The organism is Microcoleus sp. K1-B1 (assembly GCF_036704705.1).
Lineage (GTDB): Bacteria > Cyanobacteriota > Cyanobacteriia > Cyanobacteriales > Microcoleaceae > Microcoleus.
This window is the reverse complement of sequence record NZ_JAUBSH010000002.1, coordinates 111062-126330: the sequence shown is the minus strand read 5'-3', so window position 1 is coordinate 126330 and position 15269 is coordinate 111062. Positions and strand designations below refer to the sequence as shown.

At 43.9% G+C, this 15269-nt stretch carries 13 protein-coding genes; 8 read left to right on the top strand and 5 right to left on the bottom strand.

What is annotated here, in order from left to right; genetic code table 11:
- Positions 1–806: 806 nt before the first annotated feature.
- Positions 807–1700 carry a DUF2382 domain-containing protein gene (locus QUA83_RS01105; protein WP_333290950.1) on the top strand — a complete coding sequence of 298 codons (894 nt, stop codon included), beginning with the start codon at positions 807–809 and terminating at the stop codon, positions 1698–1700.
- Positions 1701–2086: 386 nt separating this feature from the next.
- On the top strand, positions 2087–2815 hold the full coding sequence (locus QUA83_RS01100; RefSeq protein WP_333290949.1) for an ion transporter: 729 nt from the start codon (positions 2087–2089) through the stop codon (positions 2813–2815).
- Between the two features lie 18 nt (positions 2816–2833).
- On the opposite strand, the gene QUA83_RS01095 is transcribed toward QUA83_RS01100, so the two are convergent.
- The 3 genes from QUA83_RS01095 to QUA83_RS01085 all read right to left on the bottom strand — a co-directional run bounded on the left by QUA83_RS01095 (position 2834) and on the right by QUA83_RS01085 (position 5427).
- On the bottom strand, positions 2834–3802 hold the full coding sequence (locus QUA83_RS01095) for a TIGR03885 family FMN-dependent LLM class oxidoreductase (RefSeq protein WP_333290948.1): 969 nt from the start codon (positions 3800–3802) through the stop codon (positions 2834–2836).
- A 189-nt stretch (positions 3803–3991) separates the two neighbouring features.
- The gene (locus QUA83_RS01090; RefSeq protein WP_333290947.1) at positions 3992–4843 is read right to left on the bottom strand and encodes a DUF1206 domain-containing protein; all 852 of its coding nucleotides are present in this window, start codon (positions 4841–4843) and stop codon (positions 3992–3994) included.
- A 212-nt stretch (positions 4844–5055) separates the two neighbouring features.
- Positions 5056–5427 (bottom strand): AI-2E family transporter, encoded by a 372-nt coding sequence (locus QUA83_RS01085; RefSeq protein WP_333290970.1) that lies wholly within the window; start codon positions 5425–5427, stop codon positions 5056–5058.
- Positions 5428–6164: 737 nt separating this feature from the next.
- Between QUA83_RS01085 and QUA83_RS01080 the strand changes: the two genes are divergently transcribed.
- Positions 6165–6743, top strand: coding sequence for a DUF3611 family protein (locus QUA83_RS01080; protein WP_333290946.1), 579 nt, complete (start codon positions 6165–6167; stop codon positions 6741–6743).
- A gap of 425 nt (positions 6744–7168) precedes the next feature.
- Positions 7169–8800 carry an alpha-amylase family protein gene (locus tag QUA83_RS01075; RefSeq protein WP_333290945.1) on the top strand — a complete coding sequence of 544 codons (1632 nt, stop codon included), beginning with the start codon at positions 7169–7171 and terminating at the stop codon, positions 8798–8800.
- A 23-nt stretch (positions 8801–8823) separates the two neighbouring features.
- Here the strand turns inward: QUA83_RS01075 and QUA83_RS01070 are convergent, their stop codons facing one another.
- Positions 8824–9789, bottom strand: coding sequence for an S-layer homology domain-containing protein (locus QUA83_RS01070; RefSeq protein WP_333290944.1), 966 nt, complete (start codon positions 9787–9789; stop codon positions 8824–8826).
- A gap of 50 nt (positions 9790–9839) precedes the next feature.
- Entirely contained in the window at positions 9840–10763 is a 924-nt protein-coding gene (locus QUA83_RS01065; protein WP_333290943.1) for a DUF2382 domain-containing protein, read from the bottom strand.
- 495 nt (positions 10764–11258) lie between these two features.
- Between QUA83_RS01065 and QUA83_RS01060 the strand changes: the two genes are divergently transcribed.
- From QUA83_RS01060 to QUA83_RS01045, 4 genes are all read left to right on the top strand, one after another.
- Positions 11259–11870, top strand: a complete 612-nt coding sequence (locus tag QUA83_RS01060) for a hypothetical protein (protein ID WP_333290942.1) — start codon at positions 11259–11261, stop codon at positions 11868–11870.
- Between the two features lie 260 nt (positions 11871–12130).
- Positions 12131–12577: an SH3 domain-containing protein gene (locus tag QUA83_RS01055; protein ID WP_333290941.1), complete on the top strand. Its 447-nt coding sequence runs from the start codon at positions 12131–12133 to the stop codon at positions 12575–12577.
- A gap of 14 nt (positions 12578–12591) precedes the next feature.
- The gene (locus QUA83_RS01050; protein ID WP_333290940.1) at positions 12592–13713 is read left to right on the top strand and encodes a hypothetical protein; all 1122 of its coding nucleotides are present in this window, start codon (positions 12592–12594) and stop codon (positions 13711–13713) included.
- A 303-nt stretch (positions 13714–14016) separates the two neighbouring features.
- A complete protein-coding gene (locus QUA83_RS01045; protein WP_333290939.1) occupies positions 14017–15264 on the top strand; it encodes an RNA-guided endonuclease TnpB family protein in 1248 nt (415 codons plus the stop codon).
- Positions 15265–15269: the final 5 nt, after the last annotated feature.

The window sequence follows — 15269 nt, the reverse complement described above, 5'->3', positions numbered from 1 at the left end:
AGTTATTAGTTATTAGTTATTAGTTATTAGTTATTAGTTATTAGTTATTAGTTATTAGTTATTAGTTATTAGTTATTAGTTATTGTAAATTGATTGCTGAAGAGGCGACATTGCATATATTCATAATGATATTTCAACATAGGGAGTAGCATAATCAAGGCAAAGTTGTTCAAATATGTTTCCCCAAAATATCTCACATAAACCCACTTTCCGCACCCTCCACTGTCACAATCGGTTTTTGCGGAATTTTGTGAACCCAACTAATCATTTTTTATACACAGAAGTGGGAAATTGGACTTGCGCTCGCCAGTTCAATTTAGCCAAACTCCGAAAATTCGTAGTGTGACAGTTCAGGGTGCGGAATGTGGGATAAAAGTCTATTTTTCCAATAAAAAATTATGTATATAGCAATCGTCGCATCACTTGGAAAAATATGTAGGGGTAGTGCTAAGAGTGCCTACCCCAGCCAATGCGGGGCAACCACGGGGGGTTTGCCCCTACAATAAGAATTACACAAATCATTTAGGATTGCTATATATTTTTTATGCGTTAATGTAGAGTATCAAATTCTAATTTATAAATGTATTTTTTTATAAAAATAGTTAAAAACCTATTGTGAAACTTGAGGAGAGTGAACCCAGCTCAAAAATAAAAAGTCATCTATCCAAAGACATAAAAATTTTAAAATAAATATACTCATCCTACTATTCTGTTTCACTTAATCCTTCATAAGAAGGAAGCATCAAATTTGAGGTCTATCTAAAATGGGGTTATAAGTTGATATAGATAGAAAAGGAAAGACTGGTATGTTACTTTACAAAATTGAAGATTTTAATCCCAACTACCGCGAAGCTGCTTTTAATGGCGAAGATATCAAAGGTCTGGATATCTATGCTGGAAATACAGATGAGAAGATTGGCTCTATTGATACAGCGCTAGTTGATGAGACAGGGCGTTTCCGATATTTTGTTGTTGACACTGGTTTCTGGATATTTGGCAAGAAGGTATTAGTTCCAGTTGCTCTTTGTCGAGTGGATGTTGATGCAGAGCGCATCTACGCGACGGGTTTGAGCAGTAAAGACCAAGCAGAGAGACTGCCCAGGTATGAGGATGGGATGGTGGTTGATTACGATTATGAAGAACAAGTTCGGGGTGTTTATCGTAGTCTAACGGTAGAAGGGTCTGCACCTGTAGAAGCATCATTGCCTTTAGAAGCATCTGCACCAGTTTCTATGCCGCGTTCTGTCTCTAATCAAGCTAGGACGGCTGGTTATGACCGAAACACCTACACATACGAACAAGAGCCTCAATTGTATCAGATGAACGAGCGCGAGCATCACAAGTTCCGACTCTACGAAGAACGACTGGTTGCAGAAAAAAGCCGTCACAAAGCTGGCGAGGTAGCAATTGGCAAGCGAGTAGAAACCGAAACGGCACGAGTTTCCGTTCCAACAGAAAAAGAGCGAGTGGTAATTGAAAGTATAACTCCCGAAAAGGCAGGTGCGCCAGTAAATCGGGATACTCCCTTCAAGCAGGAAAAAATGATGCGTATGGACGTTTACGAAGAAACTGCTGAGATCAAAAAAGAAGCTTTCGTGCGCGAAGAAGTTAACATCAGGAAAGAAGTTGAAACGGAGATGGTTGAGGCAACGGAAACACTGCGGCGTGAAGAGTTGGAGGTGAAGAGGGAAGGGCGTTAGAGTGCGAATGAATTTAACAAGGTTTTGTAGTTGCGCTGTCTTAGCCCATAGGAGCTGGATTAGCTAAAAAGCTGGCAGGATACTTTGTTTTTAGGATGGTTTGGTCCAATCGGGGCGGCAGCGATTTTCTATGCCATGCTGGCGCTACGTAAAACGGGATTAGAGTTAGCTTGGGTCATTGGTAGCCTAATTGTTTGCGCGTCAATAATCCCCCACGGCTTTACTGCTGTGCCGTTGGCGAAAGCTTATGCTAAAATGCAGCGTAAAAGACCAACTTTTAATGATTTGGTAGGTAGATGAACAACCCCAACCTAGCCAAAAAACAAGCCATAGAACAAGAGCAAGGCGAGATTTTGCTACAGCTATAAGATTGGCTGGAAGCTCCCATGCTGGTGCTGGCATTTGTGTGGCTAGCCCTATTTATTATTGAATTAATTTGGGGATTAAATCCACTGCTAGAAGTCGTTAGCACTACTATTTGGATTATCTTTATTGCAGATTTTCTAGTTAAATTTGCCTTGGCTCCCCGCAAAATTTCCTATATCAAAAGCCATTGGATAACGGCTTTTTCTCTGCTGCTGCCTGCTTTGCGTACCTTGAGGATTGTACGAGTGGTGCGAGCATTCAAAACGGCACGGGCTGTGCGAAGTTTGCAGTTGTTGCGAGTTATGACTGGTACGAATCGAGGGATGCGGGCATTAGCTGCGAGTGTTAGCCGTCGCGGATTTGGTTATGTCGTAGGACTAACGATAATTATTACCTTGGTAGGTGCAGCAGGGATGTATGCTTTTGAAAAAGATGTCGCCGATGGTTCCTCCGGGTTAAATAATTACGGCACAGCCTTATGGTGGACGGCAATGCTAATGATGACAATGGGTTCGGAATATTGGCCCAAAACGCCAGAAGGTCGCATACTTTGCCTTGTTCTGGCACTCTATGCGTTTGCGGTTTTTGGTTATGTAACTGCGACCATCGCCACATTTTTTATTGGTCGCGATGCAGAGGATGACGAAGCAGAATTAGCAGGAGCGAAATCAATTGCATCACTTCAAACGGAAATTGCTGCCTTGCGGGGTGAGATTCAGCAATTATTAAATCAGAATTCAAAGTCTTGAATTAGGTAGATGCCAAGATCAAGTTTTGGTCAGCGCTGGCACTACTTTTTCGCCAAACACCTCAATAAACTGCTCTTGTTCTCGGTTAACGTTGTGCAAAATTAATTGATCAAACCCCAATTCAATATCTTTTTGCAACCACTCAATATGCTGCTCTTGGTCTGCCGAGATGCGGACGTGTTGATATAACTCCTCTGGTTGCACAAACTCCCCGGCGGCATCAAATTGATCGGGTGTTATCAGTTCTGTCAACATTTTGCTTTTGAAGATGTTACTACGCCATTGATCATGAGCGCCTTGTAGTGCTTTCTCTGCATTACTGTCATAGGAAAGCTGCACTTTCAAAATCATTGGTTTCCCTTCTCCGCCACCGCGACGAAACGCATCGACGACTTTTTTTAACTTTTCAGGTGGGCGAGAAGTAGTAATTAATCCATCAGCCCAACTGCCCACCCATTCTGCGGTTTCTGGGGTAACTGCCGCGCCGATAATTAATGGGAGAATTTCCGGGCGGGTATAGAGTTTTGCATCTTCTACGCACACTAAACCGCGATGGGTGACGGTTTCTCCTGCCCAAAGGGCGCGGATAATATCGACACATTCTTTGAGCCGCGTGTTGCGATCGCTCTTAGTAGGCCACTTATCCCCAGTAATATGTTCGTTCAACGCTTGACCGCTGCCAACCGTTAGCCAAAAACGATTGGGAAACATTTCTGCCAACGTTGCCGCAGCTTGGGCAATAATAGCCGGATGATACCGCTGTCCGGGAGCGCAAACAACCCGATAGGAAAGCCTCGGCGTTGCTTGCATTGCTGCACCCAACCAAGACCAAGCAAAACCACTTTGTCCTTGCGCTTCACTCCAAGGATGAAAGTGATCGGAAGAAAGGGCATGGGTAAAGCCAGCTTGTTCTGCCATTTGGACATATTTCAGCAGTTCGCTGGGCTTAAACTGTTCATGGGAAACATGATAACCAATTTTTGCCATAAGTTTTTAGGAGTTTTGAGTACAGTAGGGGCGGTGCTTCCGTGCCCGCCCTGAGTTGTGAGTTAAAATATCCCGACTTAAAAGTAGGTGATTGAATCAAAATGCCTTGTAAAAGTTATGAGTTTTGAGTTAGATAAGTAAAAAAAATCTTGTACTCAAAATTCCTAACTTTCTGTATAACGGGCAAGCTTATGAACCGAAAATTCGCCGATAGCGAGCTTCAATTACCGAGTAGATGCCATAGGCAATTAAACCCAAAGGTACTAGAGCCAAAATCACTGGACTAAAAGGCTGTTGTGCCAGAATTCCCAACACATCGCCCAATCCCTTCGTTTGACTGGCATCCGATAGCCTTGCTGCTTGAATTAAGAAAAAACCGATTATAACGAAAACAACTCCACGGGCAGCAATTCCGAACCGACCCAACCGTGTAGCCCAAGTTTGCTCGGTTTGGCTCATTTCATCTAGCTTGAAATGGCGGCGAAATTTGGCTTTATATGCTTCGTAAAAATAAGAAAATCCTACACCAATAACAATTGATCCTGCCAATCCTACCAGCCATTGTCCAAAAGGTTGTGCTAAAATTTGGGCTGTCAAATCTTCGCTTGTATCGCTATTACCACCGCCCGAACCCATTATCAGTTTTACAGCCGTTAAAGCCAAACCTGCGTAAGCTAAAGCACTTAAGGCGTAGCCAATGCGTTGGGCAATTCGCTTGGCATCCATTTTCTGTCCTTCGTGTTCTGGGTCGAGAATTGTCTGAACGATACGCAAAAGGGCATAACCAATAATGCCAATCGTTACCAGAAATAGCAGAAATTTTCCGAAGGGTTGGTTAACAATTGCTGATAAGGCACCGCTAGTATCGGTTGTCCTGCCGCCCATACTAAAGGCTGCTTGTGCTGCTAAAAAACCGACAATAAAGTAAACTAAGCCTTTGGAAGCATATCCCAATCTTGCCAGTCGCTCAAACCAGGGATGAGAAGCTGCCTGTCCAATTGAGTTTTTAATGCTGTCGGTTGGTGAGTTGTCCCGTTTCATATTTTTTGACAATTTAGTTGCTCACGACTGCTGCCATAGGCAATGGTGCATTCCTTTCCAGTTAACTGAGTTATTAAACAAACTATTTATATTATTATTTATTAACCTAATTATTAGCTTATGTAGAGATGTTTGTCATCTGTCTTGAGCGGGAGTATCATCGGTTGATTGATTGATAAATTTCACATAAATTGGGCTTGACAAATATAGCTTTATGGGTTATTTACTGGCTCTGATGGAGCAGTCTGCCAGGGGTCTAGTATATCTTTGATTAAAACTTCTTTAACCCAAATTTGAATAACAATTAGAATTGGTAGCGCTAAAAATAATCCCAAAAAACCAAAGAAAAATCCGAATGCTGTCACGAGAGCTAAGGTGTAAGCCGGAAGCAAAGATACCTGCTTTTTCATAATGATAGGTGTGACAAAATTGCCTTCAATTTGTTGAATTAGGAAATAAAGCAACAACACCGCGCCTGTTTTTGAAGGCGAATTTAATAAAGGCCACAGCAGCGGTGGACTTACGCTTAAAATTGTGTCCCTATAGGGAATTAAGGCTAATATGAATGCCAGAATCCCGTTCACAAAAGGCAGTGGAACTTGCCAAACAAACCAATAATGCTGGTAATACCAATAAAACTCATGCTTAATGCAACGCCTGCCAATCAACCCATTCAACCATCTTCGCAGTTTGAGATAATTTCATCGGATCGCTGAGGGTAAAAAGCCGGAAAAAGGCTGATCGTTGGGTGGCCCTATAATAACTGCCTTAACTAGCTTATGGACGTTGCAAGAATGGATGCGCCCCAGTGCCACAGTTGGGAATCCAGCATCGATCGCCAATAGTGCGATCGATCGCACTTAACTCAAGGCTATATCATAAATTTTTCCTCAATCATCTTCCATCAGGTGGATATTTTCTTATGGCATCAGACAGATGGCAAGGTTGGGCTAGTTAGATTAAATGGAGATTGAAGCAAGATTTTGAAATGGTGAACAAAGACAATAGACGTTTTGCCTAAGTCGATTTTTAAGACTCTAAATTCCCATTGTCGTAAGAAGTTGATTGTTCAGAACCGGGAGGATTGTAGGAAAATCAAATCAACCACAACTGCAGTGGCTGTGTTGAGTTCCACCTTTTCTTTACCGGAAATTGCCGAATTCGGTTCCCAAACATCCGGCATCCTGTCCTGCCCTTAACTGACTTTTCAGGAAAAATCTAATAGCTAACCACAAGGCGATCGCTTGCTACAGGAAGACAAGCAGAACCTATTTCTTACGTCGTTGGCTTTCATGAGCAATTCAGCAATAAGGTGTATATAATGAATCAACTGAATCAACCAGAATCCTTGTCGCAACCGCTGACCCAAAGCGAATTCGTCGCAACTTTTCGCTTGTTTAGTAGATTTAGCTTTTGGATACAGTTATTTTTTGGTGCTGTTTCCGGCATTGTTTTATTATTTGCTATGTTGGGTCGCAACATGAGCGAACAAACCAATAATAATGCAGGTATTGGGTTCGGCATATTTTTAGCCATAGTTGGTCTGTTATTGCTGTGCTTTAGAATTTTTTGGGATTTTCGCTATAGGCTTTTAGGCCGACTTTTGCACGCAGAAAATTCCCAGGTATATCCCAGCAAAGAACATATTACTCACACCTTACGGATTGGATTAGTTTCTAGTTTAGTGGGGGTATTAATCGCCTTTGTTGCTTCTGAAGAAACAGTTGCTGTAGTCCTAGCAAAAACTCTTAGTCAGCCCCAAGCGATGGCAGCTTATGCGCCAGAAAATGTGATTCGTTCCCTAGATATTTTTGTGACGATGGCAAACGTCAATCTGATTGGCGCTCACTTTTTTGGAGCTGTTACTTCTCTTGGGTTACTCAATTGGGTAGAAGATTAGTTGGCAACATTGGCGATCGCTAAAGGCAAACACAACTGCTATGCCGTAAGGACTTAAAAGCGCTGGCCGATTTAACTAAGGTTGGCGATTTTGCACTGTCTTGGCGAAAGAGATCGAAGACAGTGTAGCTACAAGCTAAACAAGTTGACTATTTGCATGAACATCTAATCGGAAATTGGTAGCAGTTGCTCCTGCTAATGGTAGTCAGCATGAGCAACCGTTTTTTTTTCGTAATTGATTTATTATAGTGACAGATATTTCATCGAGCTTGAGATGGATAGATTTTGAATCTGGACAAACATAACTTAGGCTCATCTTCCGAAGGATGAGCTATAGCCGTGGAATTCAGCTTTCTAAATAGCCCTGTGGTCGTGTTTCTGAACACAGCCATGTTACACAGTTTCTCTATTAAGAAATTTACTGATATGAAAGACCTCTGGTATAAAAACGCAATTGTCTACTCCCTCGATGTTGAAACCTTCATGGACTCGGACGGCGATGGTGTCGGCGACTTTCAGGGACTTATCAACCGCCTAGACTATTTATCCGCGCTAGGAATTACTTGTTTGTGGTTGCTGCCGTTTTATCCTTCCCCTAACCGAGACAATGGTTATGACGTGATGGATTACTACAACATTGATCCGCGACTGGGAACCCTGGGAGATTTTGTCGAGTTCATGCACCAAGCAAGGGAACGAGGAATTCGCGTGCTGATCGATCTGGTAGTAAATCATACGTCCAATCAGCATCCTTGGTTTGTGGCAGCCAAAAGCGATAAAAACTCCAAGTATCGCGATTACTATGTGTGGTCAGAAAATCCACCCAAAACTGATCCAGAATTGCTGGTATTTCCTGATGCCGAGGACAGTATTTGGGAGTACGACGAACAAGCAAACGCTTACTATTTGCATCACTTCTATAAAGAACAGCCAGATTTGAATATTGCCAATCCGGCGGTACGAGAAGAAATCTGCAAAATTATGGGTTTCTGGCTAGAACTGGGCGTGTCTGGATTTCGCATTGATGCTGTTCCCTTTTTAATTAAAGGAATTGGCATCGAAGGTGCAGACCCCGAAAAGCTGCGAGGTTTCTTGGAAGAAATGAGAGATTTTGTGTCATCGCGTCAGGGTGATGCAGTGTTGCTGGCGGAAGCAAATGTCGATCGCGAGCAAATTCCTATCTACTTTGATAAGGGCGACAGAATGCACATCCTGTTCAACTTTTTGCTGAACCAGCATCTGTTTTTGGCCCTGGCGCGTCAAGAATCCACAGCATTGCGTGATGGACTAAAAACCTTACCGGATATTCCTCATATTTGTCAGTGGCTTAATTTTGTGCGCCACCATGATGAACTGACGCTAGACCGCATTACTTCATCGGAACGAGAAGAAATTTTTGCAGCATTTGCCCCTGATGAAACGATGCAAATTTTCGGGCGCGGGATTCGTCGTCGCTTACCACCGATGATGGGAGGCGATCGTCGCCGGATTGAACTTGTCTACAGCTTGCTGTTCACTCTGCCTGGTACACCCATGCTGCGCTATGGCGAAGAAATTGGCATGGGCGATGACCTTTCGCTGGAAGGTCGAGGTAGCGTCCGCACGGTGATGCAATGGTCAGATGCAGCGAATGGTGGCTTCTCGACGGCTGCAACTGAGGCCCTTGCCAGACCTGCGATCGCGATCGGAGAATACGGTTACAAACAAGTCAATGTCGCCGCAGCGCAGCGCGATCCTGCCTCATTAATTAACTGGATGGAACGTGCAATCAGCATCCGCAAGCAATGTCCTGAGTTGGGTATGGGCAAGTGGCACATTCTGGAAACCGACTCTCCCTCGGTGTTAGCCCACTGCTGCGACTGGCAAGGCAGGACGGTGATTGCTGTCCACAATCTAGCCGACAAACCTTGTACCGCTACGCTCAAATCTAACGAATACAGCAATCTGTGCGATTTATTTGGCGATCGGCTGTATGAATCTCTCGATGCCGATTCGCCATCTATTCCCTTAGAAGCCTACGGCTATCGCTGGTTTCGAGTCAATAGAATCCTAGGGTAAAAAAGTTAATGTTGATGGCAGAACTAGCGACGTGGGCTCGTAGGAATGTACTTAGCAGTATTCTTGTCGGGAAGCGGTTCTATCTGACCTTGATTGACCAAAGCTTGATGAATTAGGGCAGTAGCACTACCCCGACTCAGCAACTCGTTCGGATTAAGAACTGTGGGATCTGGATAGTTGACCACTATCTTTGCCTTTGTCGCTGCTGCTACTGGCTCAACCGCATATTTAGGAAGTTTCTCGGCATCTTTATAGTAGGAATTGAGAAAATCTAATGCCGAATTTTTAGCAGGCGCAGTTGCAGCTTTTGTCGTTGTTGGTGGAACAGTCTTAGCCGGTTTAGGTGCGGGCGCAGCCGCAGGCTGCTGCCTTGCCACTACAGGTAATAACGGCTGCATCAAAACAGTCGCTGCGAGGGGAAATGCCAAACGGTTCCTAGCAATTCGACGTTTATTTACTGGAGTTGGCTTTGCTGGAGTTGCAGCAGCTTGATCGGTTTTGACAACAGGGGGATTAAAATCCATATTTAAACCCCTCATTAACACAACTAATGCTTGTGCCTTAGTCAAGGGCTGCTTCGGACGAAACTCCTTTCCGGGAAAATCATTCATAAATCCCGTTTCATAAGCTTCTTTAATCGGAGTTGCTGCCCAGTAGTTTTGAGGCACATCCTTAAAGTAACTTCCACTGGGTATCTTTCTAACGCTTGCTCGATTAAAAGCTTGGTGGATCATCGCCGAAAATTCATCCCGATCCACAACCTGTTTTGGTCTAAAAGTTCCGTCTAGATATCCGGTAACAATCTCTTTTTCAGCTAAGGAATCAATAAACGGACGCGCCCAGTAATTCGGCGGTACATCAGGAAATTGCGATTTAGCTTGTTGAGCAGCAACTTGCTGGGAACTTAGCACAAAACCAGTGCCACTGACACTAACGGCTAAAGCTAAAAAGGCTACGCTGATTGACGGTAAATGGCTGCGATTAGACATGAGAAATCTCCTCCTGATTTTGGCATTTTTAACGAGACTATTTGGCTGAGTTAGAGCGGATTACGTTTTTTTATATCCGCTTCCCCTTCTGTTTTTACAACATCTAACTCTTCGCGACGTACTGTGTCTGTTGCCTCAACCGTATCTTGCTCAACTTCTTTTCTGACTTGCACTTCCTCGCGCACGAACGCTTGCTTTTGGATATTGACAGTTTCTTCGTAGATTTCCAAATGTGCCATTTCTTCTTGCTTGAAGGCGGTATCTGGAGTTACTCGACTCCCTGCATATTCTGGAGTAGTGCGCTCAATCACAACTCGCTCTTTTTCTACAGGAACCTCAAGTTGTACCGTTTTGGTTTCAACTTGCTTGCCAATTATTACCTCGCCTGTTTTGCGACGGGTTTTATCTGCAACTAATCGTTCTTCGTACAGTTTTAGTTTTTGATGATCCTGTTCGTTCATCTGATACAATTGGGGCTCTCGATCGTAAGTATAGGTATCCCGGTCATAAGCAGGATTACTAGCTTGAGGCAAGACAGAATGCGTGGTAGAAACTGGAACGGGTGCTTCTAAAGGTAATGATGCTTCTACTGGTACAGACGCTTCTACTGTTGAAGTTCGATAAATACCCCGCACTTGTTCTTCATAATCGTAATCAACTGCTATCCCATGCTCATACCTGGGTAGTTTTTCCACTTGGTCTTTACTCCGCAAACCTGTAGCGTAAACACGCCGCCCATTAAAATCAATGCGACAAAGAGCGATGGGAAGTAAAACTTTTTTGTCAAAAATCCAAGAACCAGTCTCTACCACAAAATAGCGGCAACGTCCTGTCTCATCTACCAGCACAGTATCGATCGTGCCAATTTTATCATCGGTACTTCCGCCATACACATCAAGCCCTTTGATATCGTCGTCCTCAAAAGCTGCTTGGCGGTAGTTGGGATTAAAATCCTCAATTTTGTAAAGTAACATTGTTGTTTCCTGTACTATCTACATCAACTTGTGTACCTACTTTAGATAGATATCAGGTCTAATACTTCCTTCTTATGAATGATTCAGCAAATTGAAAATTATCAAGATAGCAATATTTTTTTATATTTTTCTATCTTTAGGTAGATGAATTTATCTCTCCCCTACTGAATGTGATAAATGGATCTAATTATTCGTAGGTTGGGTTGAGCTAACCTACAACCTTTATGCCAAAATATCTCACAAGTATTTCTCAGGTTTTATTATCACTTCAACTACGCGAGAGCCTACAAAATTAAGGACATTTCTAACTAGCTGCGGGGGTTTTTTCTGGATGAAATTTCGCTCATAAATCGAAATTACTACTTTTGATCGTTAAAATCATCAAATAAGAAAATATTATGCCCCTCGGTAGATATTCTAGTAATACTTATTAAGTAAAATTAAACTACAAGCAACGGAAAACAAGTAACAACGTAACGCAGGGGTTAATCTTTTATGACTTATCCAGATCGATCGGGCAGTCCACTCACTGAGCCTACAATCGTCAATCCGCTGGTGGATTACCACGATCAAGTGAGGTGGGGGCCAATTTTGGCAGGAATTGCGATCGCTCTGGGTACTCAATTAATTTTAAGCGCTTTGGCAATGGCGATCGGATTAACCGCAGGTGCAACAGGTGCGGATGCAGGTTCCGTTGGTATTGGGGTAGTAATTTGGTCGATTATCAGTTTGCTGATTTCCCTATTTTTGGGCGGTTGGGTGATGGCTCAAAGCTGCGGCCCTATGACTAAGAAAACAGCATTTTTGAATGCAGCAATTCTTTGGGGAGCTACATTAGCACTTAGTGCTTGGTTATTAGGAAGCGGGATATCGGGTGCTGTTGGCGCTGCGGCTGCTAATGCTGGAGAAATTGCCAATCAAGTACAACAACAGGGCGGCGTTAATATACCGAATCAAGCGCCGAATGTAGACGCAAATCAAGTTCGCGATATAGCTGGTAATACAGCTAAAGCTACTTGGTCATTTCTACTTGGCTCTTTGCTAAGTTTGGCAGCGGCAATGAGTGGTGCTGCTCTTGGCGCTCGCAAACCTCGCGTTTATGCTTGATTAGCGATGATAAAACCTGAAAATTCAACAAGCACAGGAGGGAGTCGAATTATTTTATACCATTGGGATGATGATTCATCTTTTCTTGGAGAAGATGAACGAGCTAAAAACCTTTTCTAAGGTTTTGGCATAGAGATTTAAAAGGAGATAAAGCGATGCCACAGCAGAGTATCTGGCAAAAATATACAAGGTTAACAAATTCGATCTTGTTAACGGCAACGGTATTAGTTGCTCCCTCGTTCGCCGCTAATACAAATAAAATGCAGATTCAAGGTGAATCTTTACTAGCGCAAGTACCGGATAGCTGTCGCCAGGTTATTGCTAGGAATGGTCTTAATGTTCGGCGACAAGCGACGGCTAACAGCGAAGCGGTTGGCATCATCGGTTCCGCACGAAATGTGACGATTCAAAGTCTTGGTGAGAATGGCTGGGTACCAATTACAGCCCCGATACAAGGCTACGTATATGGTGGTTTTCTCGGAGCGTGTGAAGCCGCAACCGCCCCGCCTCCTACTAACTGCCGCCAAGTTGCAGCGGCCAGAGGAATTAACGTACATCAAGCACCTTCCACTGATGGGGAAAGCCTTGGAGTCGTCGCGGATGGACGAAGAGTGACGATTGAAAGTATAGGAACGGATGGTTGGGTGCCGATTACAGTGCCTCTGAGAGGCTACGTCCAAGCAGAAAATCTGGCGTATTGTAGTTAATTGAAAAAACAGTGATGGATGACCAATCAAACTCAAAAAAAGAAACTAATTCACAGCAAAAGTCTGGTTTGTTAAATTTCATTGCCGAGACAACAGAATCTGCACTGAGTACAGGCAAAGCGGTTTTTGACACAGCATTTGATTGGGGGGAAGCTGCTGCTAAACAAACTTATCGATTGATTGGACAAGCGACGCAAGGAACCGGAGATGCGGTAACTTATGTTGGCAATCTTCCCTTTGTTAAACCAGTGGCAGGGTTACTCAGGCTTGATTGGTTAGTTGGGGTCAGCGATCGCATCGACTTAGCCAAAGCCGAAGCTCAAGTCAAGGAACTCCAACAAAAGTATCCCAATGAAGATCCCAGCGAAATTGCCCATCGCATTATGGTGGAAAAAGCGATCCGCGCCGGTGGTGTCGGATTTGCTAGCAGCATTTTACCCGGTGTCGCGGCTGCACTGCTGGCGATCGATTTAGCCGCGACTACTGCGATTCAAACCGAAATGGTTTATGAAATTGCCGCCGCTTATGGGATGGATTTGCAACAGCCAGCCCGAAAAGGCGAGGTTTTGGCAATTTTTGGGTTAGCGCTAGGCGGTAGCAACGCAATGAGAGCTGGTTTGGGCTTTTTACGCAACGTACCGCTGGCTGGCGCGATGATTGGTGCGAGTACCAATGCTACGATGCTGTACGCGCTGGGATATGCGGCGCGCCAGTTTTACGAAGCCAAACTGAGGGAAGAGACTGAAGAACCTGGCACCGAAACGCTGCAAGCGATTCAGCAACAAAGCGAGAAATATCTCGATGTGGCGATCGCCCAGCAAGCAGGAATGGATCAAATTATGGTTCACATGATTTTGGCAAGTTATCCCAACAAAAACTGGGAAGATATTCTGCCAGAATTGAAGGTCTTGCAATTAAATGCTGATTCTCTCAAAAGGATTGCTGCTAACATCAAGTCCCCTCAACCATTGGGTGCATTGTTAGAGCAACTTAACCCCGACTTTGCAGTACCGCTATTAGCTCAATGCCGTCGCATTGCCGAAAATAGCGGAGAGGTTTCTGAAGCAGAACAGAGGGTGCTGGATGCGATCGCACAAAAACTCAACGCTCAAGATGTGGCTTCGATATCCACTTGAAACAAATTGTTGGTGCGTTAGCTTTCTGCAACGAACCATCCCCAATATTTACGGTGGCTGTGTAAGTCCTAAATTAGCCTCACGTTAAAGTAATCTACAGCCTTAAGATAGAGTTTGACGTGGCTAATTTTAACTTTTGAGGGGGTTTGGGGGAGCGATAAGTCCCACGCTGTACCCGTTGGGTCAGCGTTGGGATACATGGACTTCCCCAAGGAAATTTTATCCGGTCAAACCCGGTAAAATTTGCAGAGGCGGTTGACTTTTTATCAGAAATGTAGATAATCCTAACAGGAGGTGGAAGTAATGCAGCATCAAGCCGTCAACGTTAGACTGTATCCGACAATTGAACAACAAACGATACTAGCTCAGCACTTTTGCTGTTCCCGTTGGTGGTGGAATTACGCACTAAATATGTGTATTGAAACCTACAAAGCCACGGGCAAAGGCTTGACTCAAATTGCATTGAACAAGCTCCTACCGAATCTCAAAAAACAAGAAGAAACACAATGGTTGTCGGAGTGTTATTCTCAGGTTTTGCAATCCACTACGCTCAACCTGGTAACTGCTTACAAGAACTTTTTTGAGTCTAGAGCTCAATACCCTAGATTCAAAGCCAAGAAAAATAGGCAATCAATCCAGTACCCGCAATCAGTGAAACTTGTTGACGACTTTCTCAAGTTTCCCGGTCGTGTCGGCATTGTCAAAGTCAAGTTACATCGACCGATTGAAGGAACCATCAAAACCGTAACTGTAAGTGTTACTCCTTCGGGGAAATACTATGCCTCTGTGCTGACAGAACTCGAAGGAGATAAACCAGTTGCTTGCACCGATGGAAAAGTTGCCGGAGTTGACTTGGGATTGAAAGATTTTGCTGTTGTTAATGATGGCATCAAGACATCCAAGTACCCTAATCCCAAGCATTTAGCAAAACATGAACGCAACCTTAAAAGAAAACAGCAAAAACTAGCCAGAAAGGAGAAAGGAAGCAAGTCTAGAAATCAAGCCAGGAAACTGGTTGCTAGGGTTCACGAACGAATTAGCAATGTCCGTCAAGACTACTTGCATAAGCTATCTAGAAGGCTTGTTGACGATAACCAAGTCATCGTAGTCGAAAACCTTCATGTTAAGGGCATGGTTCGTAATCACAAACTAGCTCAAGCAATTTCTGATGTAGGTTGGGGAATGTTTGTCAATTTCTTGCATTACAAACTAGACCGCGAAGGTAAAGTGTTGGTAGAGATTGACCGATGGTTTCCTAGCTCTAAACTCTGCTCAAACTGTCATTATCAGGTGAGTGAAATGCCATTAGATGTTAGGACATGGACTTGTCCTAATTGCGGTACTCATCACGATAGGGATGGAAACGCCTCAATAAATATCAGAGCAGAAGGAATCAGAATGCTATGGGTCTTGGGAACCAGGACTTCTGCTGATGGAGGGGATGTGAGTCCGAGACTGGGACGCAAGTCCAAGTTGACGCAATCCCCGTTGAATTCAGAAGCTCACGCTGTACCTTTATGTCAGCGCGGGGTAGTTCACTACTATCAATAACGACT

Excerpts from the sequence above, each read along its gene's own strand:
- QUA83_RS01060 (WP_333290942.1), top strand. The coding sequence starts at position 11,259 with ATGACTTATCCAGATCGATCGGGCAGTCCACTCACTGAGCCTACAATC.
- QUA83_RS01095 (WP_333290948.1), bottom strand. The coding sequence starts at position 3,802 with ATGGCAAAAATTGGTTATCATGTTTCCCATGAACAGTTTAAGCCCAGC.
- QUA83_RS01090 (WP_333290947.1), bottom strand. The coding sequence starts at position 4,843 with ATGAAACGGGACAACTCACCAACCGACAGCATTAAAAACTCAATTGGA.
- QUA83_RS01105 (WP_333290950.1), top strand. The coding sequence starts at position 807 with ATGTTACTTTACAAAATTGAAGATTTTAATCCCAACTACCGCGAAGCT.
- QUA83_RS01070 (WP_333290944.1), bottom strand. The coding sequence starts at position 9,789 with ATGTCTAATCGCAGCCATTTACCGTCAATCAGCGTAGCCTTTTTAGCT.
- QUA83_RS01080 (WP_333290946.1), top strand. The coding sequence starts at position 6,165 with ATGAATCAACTGAATCAACCAGAATCCTTGTCGCAACCGCTGACCCAA.
- QUA83_RS01100 (WP_333290949.1), top strand. The coding sequence starts at position 2,087 with ATGCTGGTGCTGGCATTTGTGTGGCTAGCCCTATTTATTATTGAATTA.
- QUA83_RS01065 (WP_333290943.1), bottom strand. The coding sequence starts at position 10,763 with ATGTTACTTTACAAAATTGAGGATTTTAATCCCAACTACCGCCAAGCA.
- QUA83_RS01050 (WP_333290940.1), top strand. The coding sequence starts at position 12,592 with ATGGATGACCAATCAAACTCAAAAAAAGAAACTAATTCACAGCAAAAG.
- QUA83_RS01055 (WP_333290941.1), top strand. The coding sequence starts at position 12,131 with ATGCAGATTCAAGGTGAATCTTTACTAGCGCAAGTACCGGATAGCTGT.
- QUA83_RS01045 (WP_333290939.1), top strand. The coding sequence starts at position 14,017 with ATGCAGCATCAAGCCGTCAACGTTAGACTGTATCCGACAATTGAACAA.
- QUA83_RS01075 (WP_333290945.1), top strand. The coding sequence starts at position 7,169 with ATGAAAGACCTCTGGTATAAAAACGCAATTGTCTACTCCCTCGATGTT.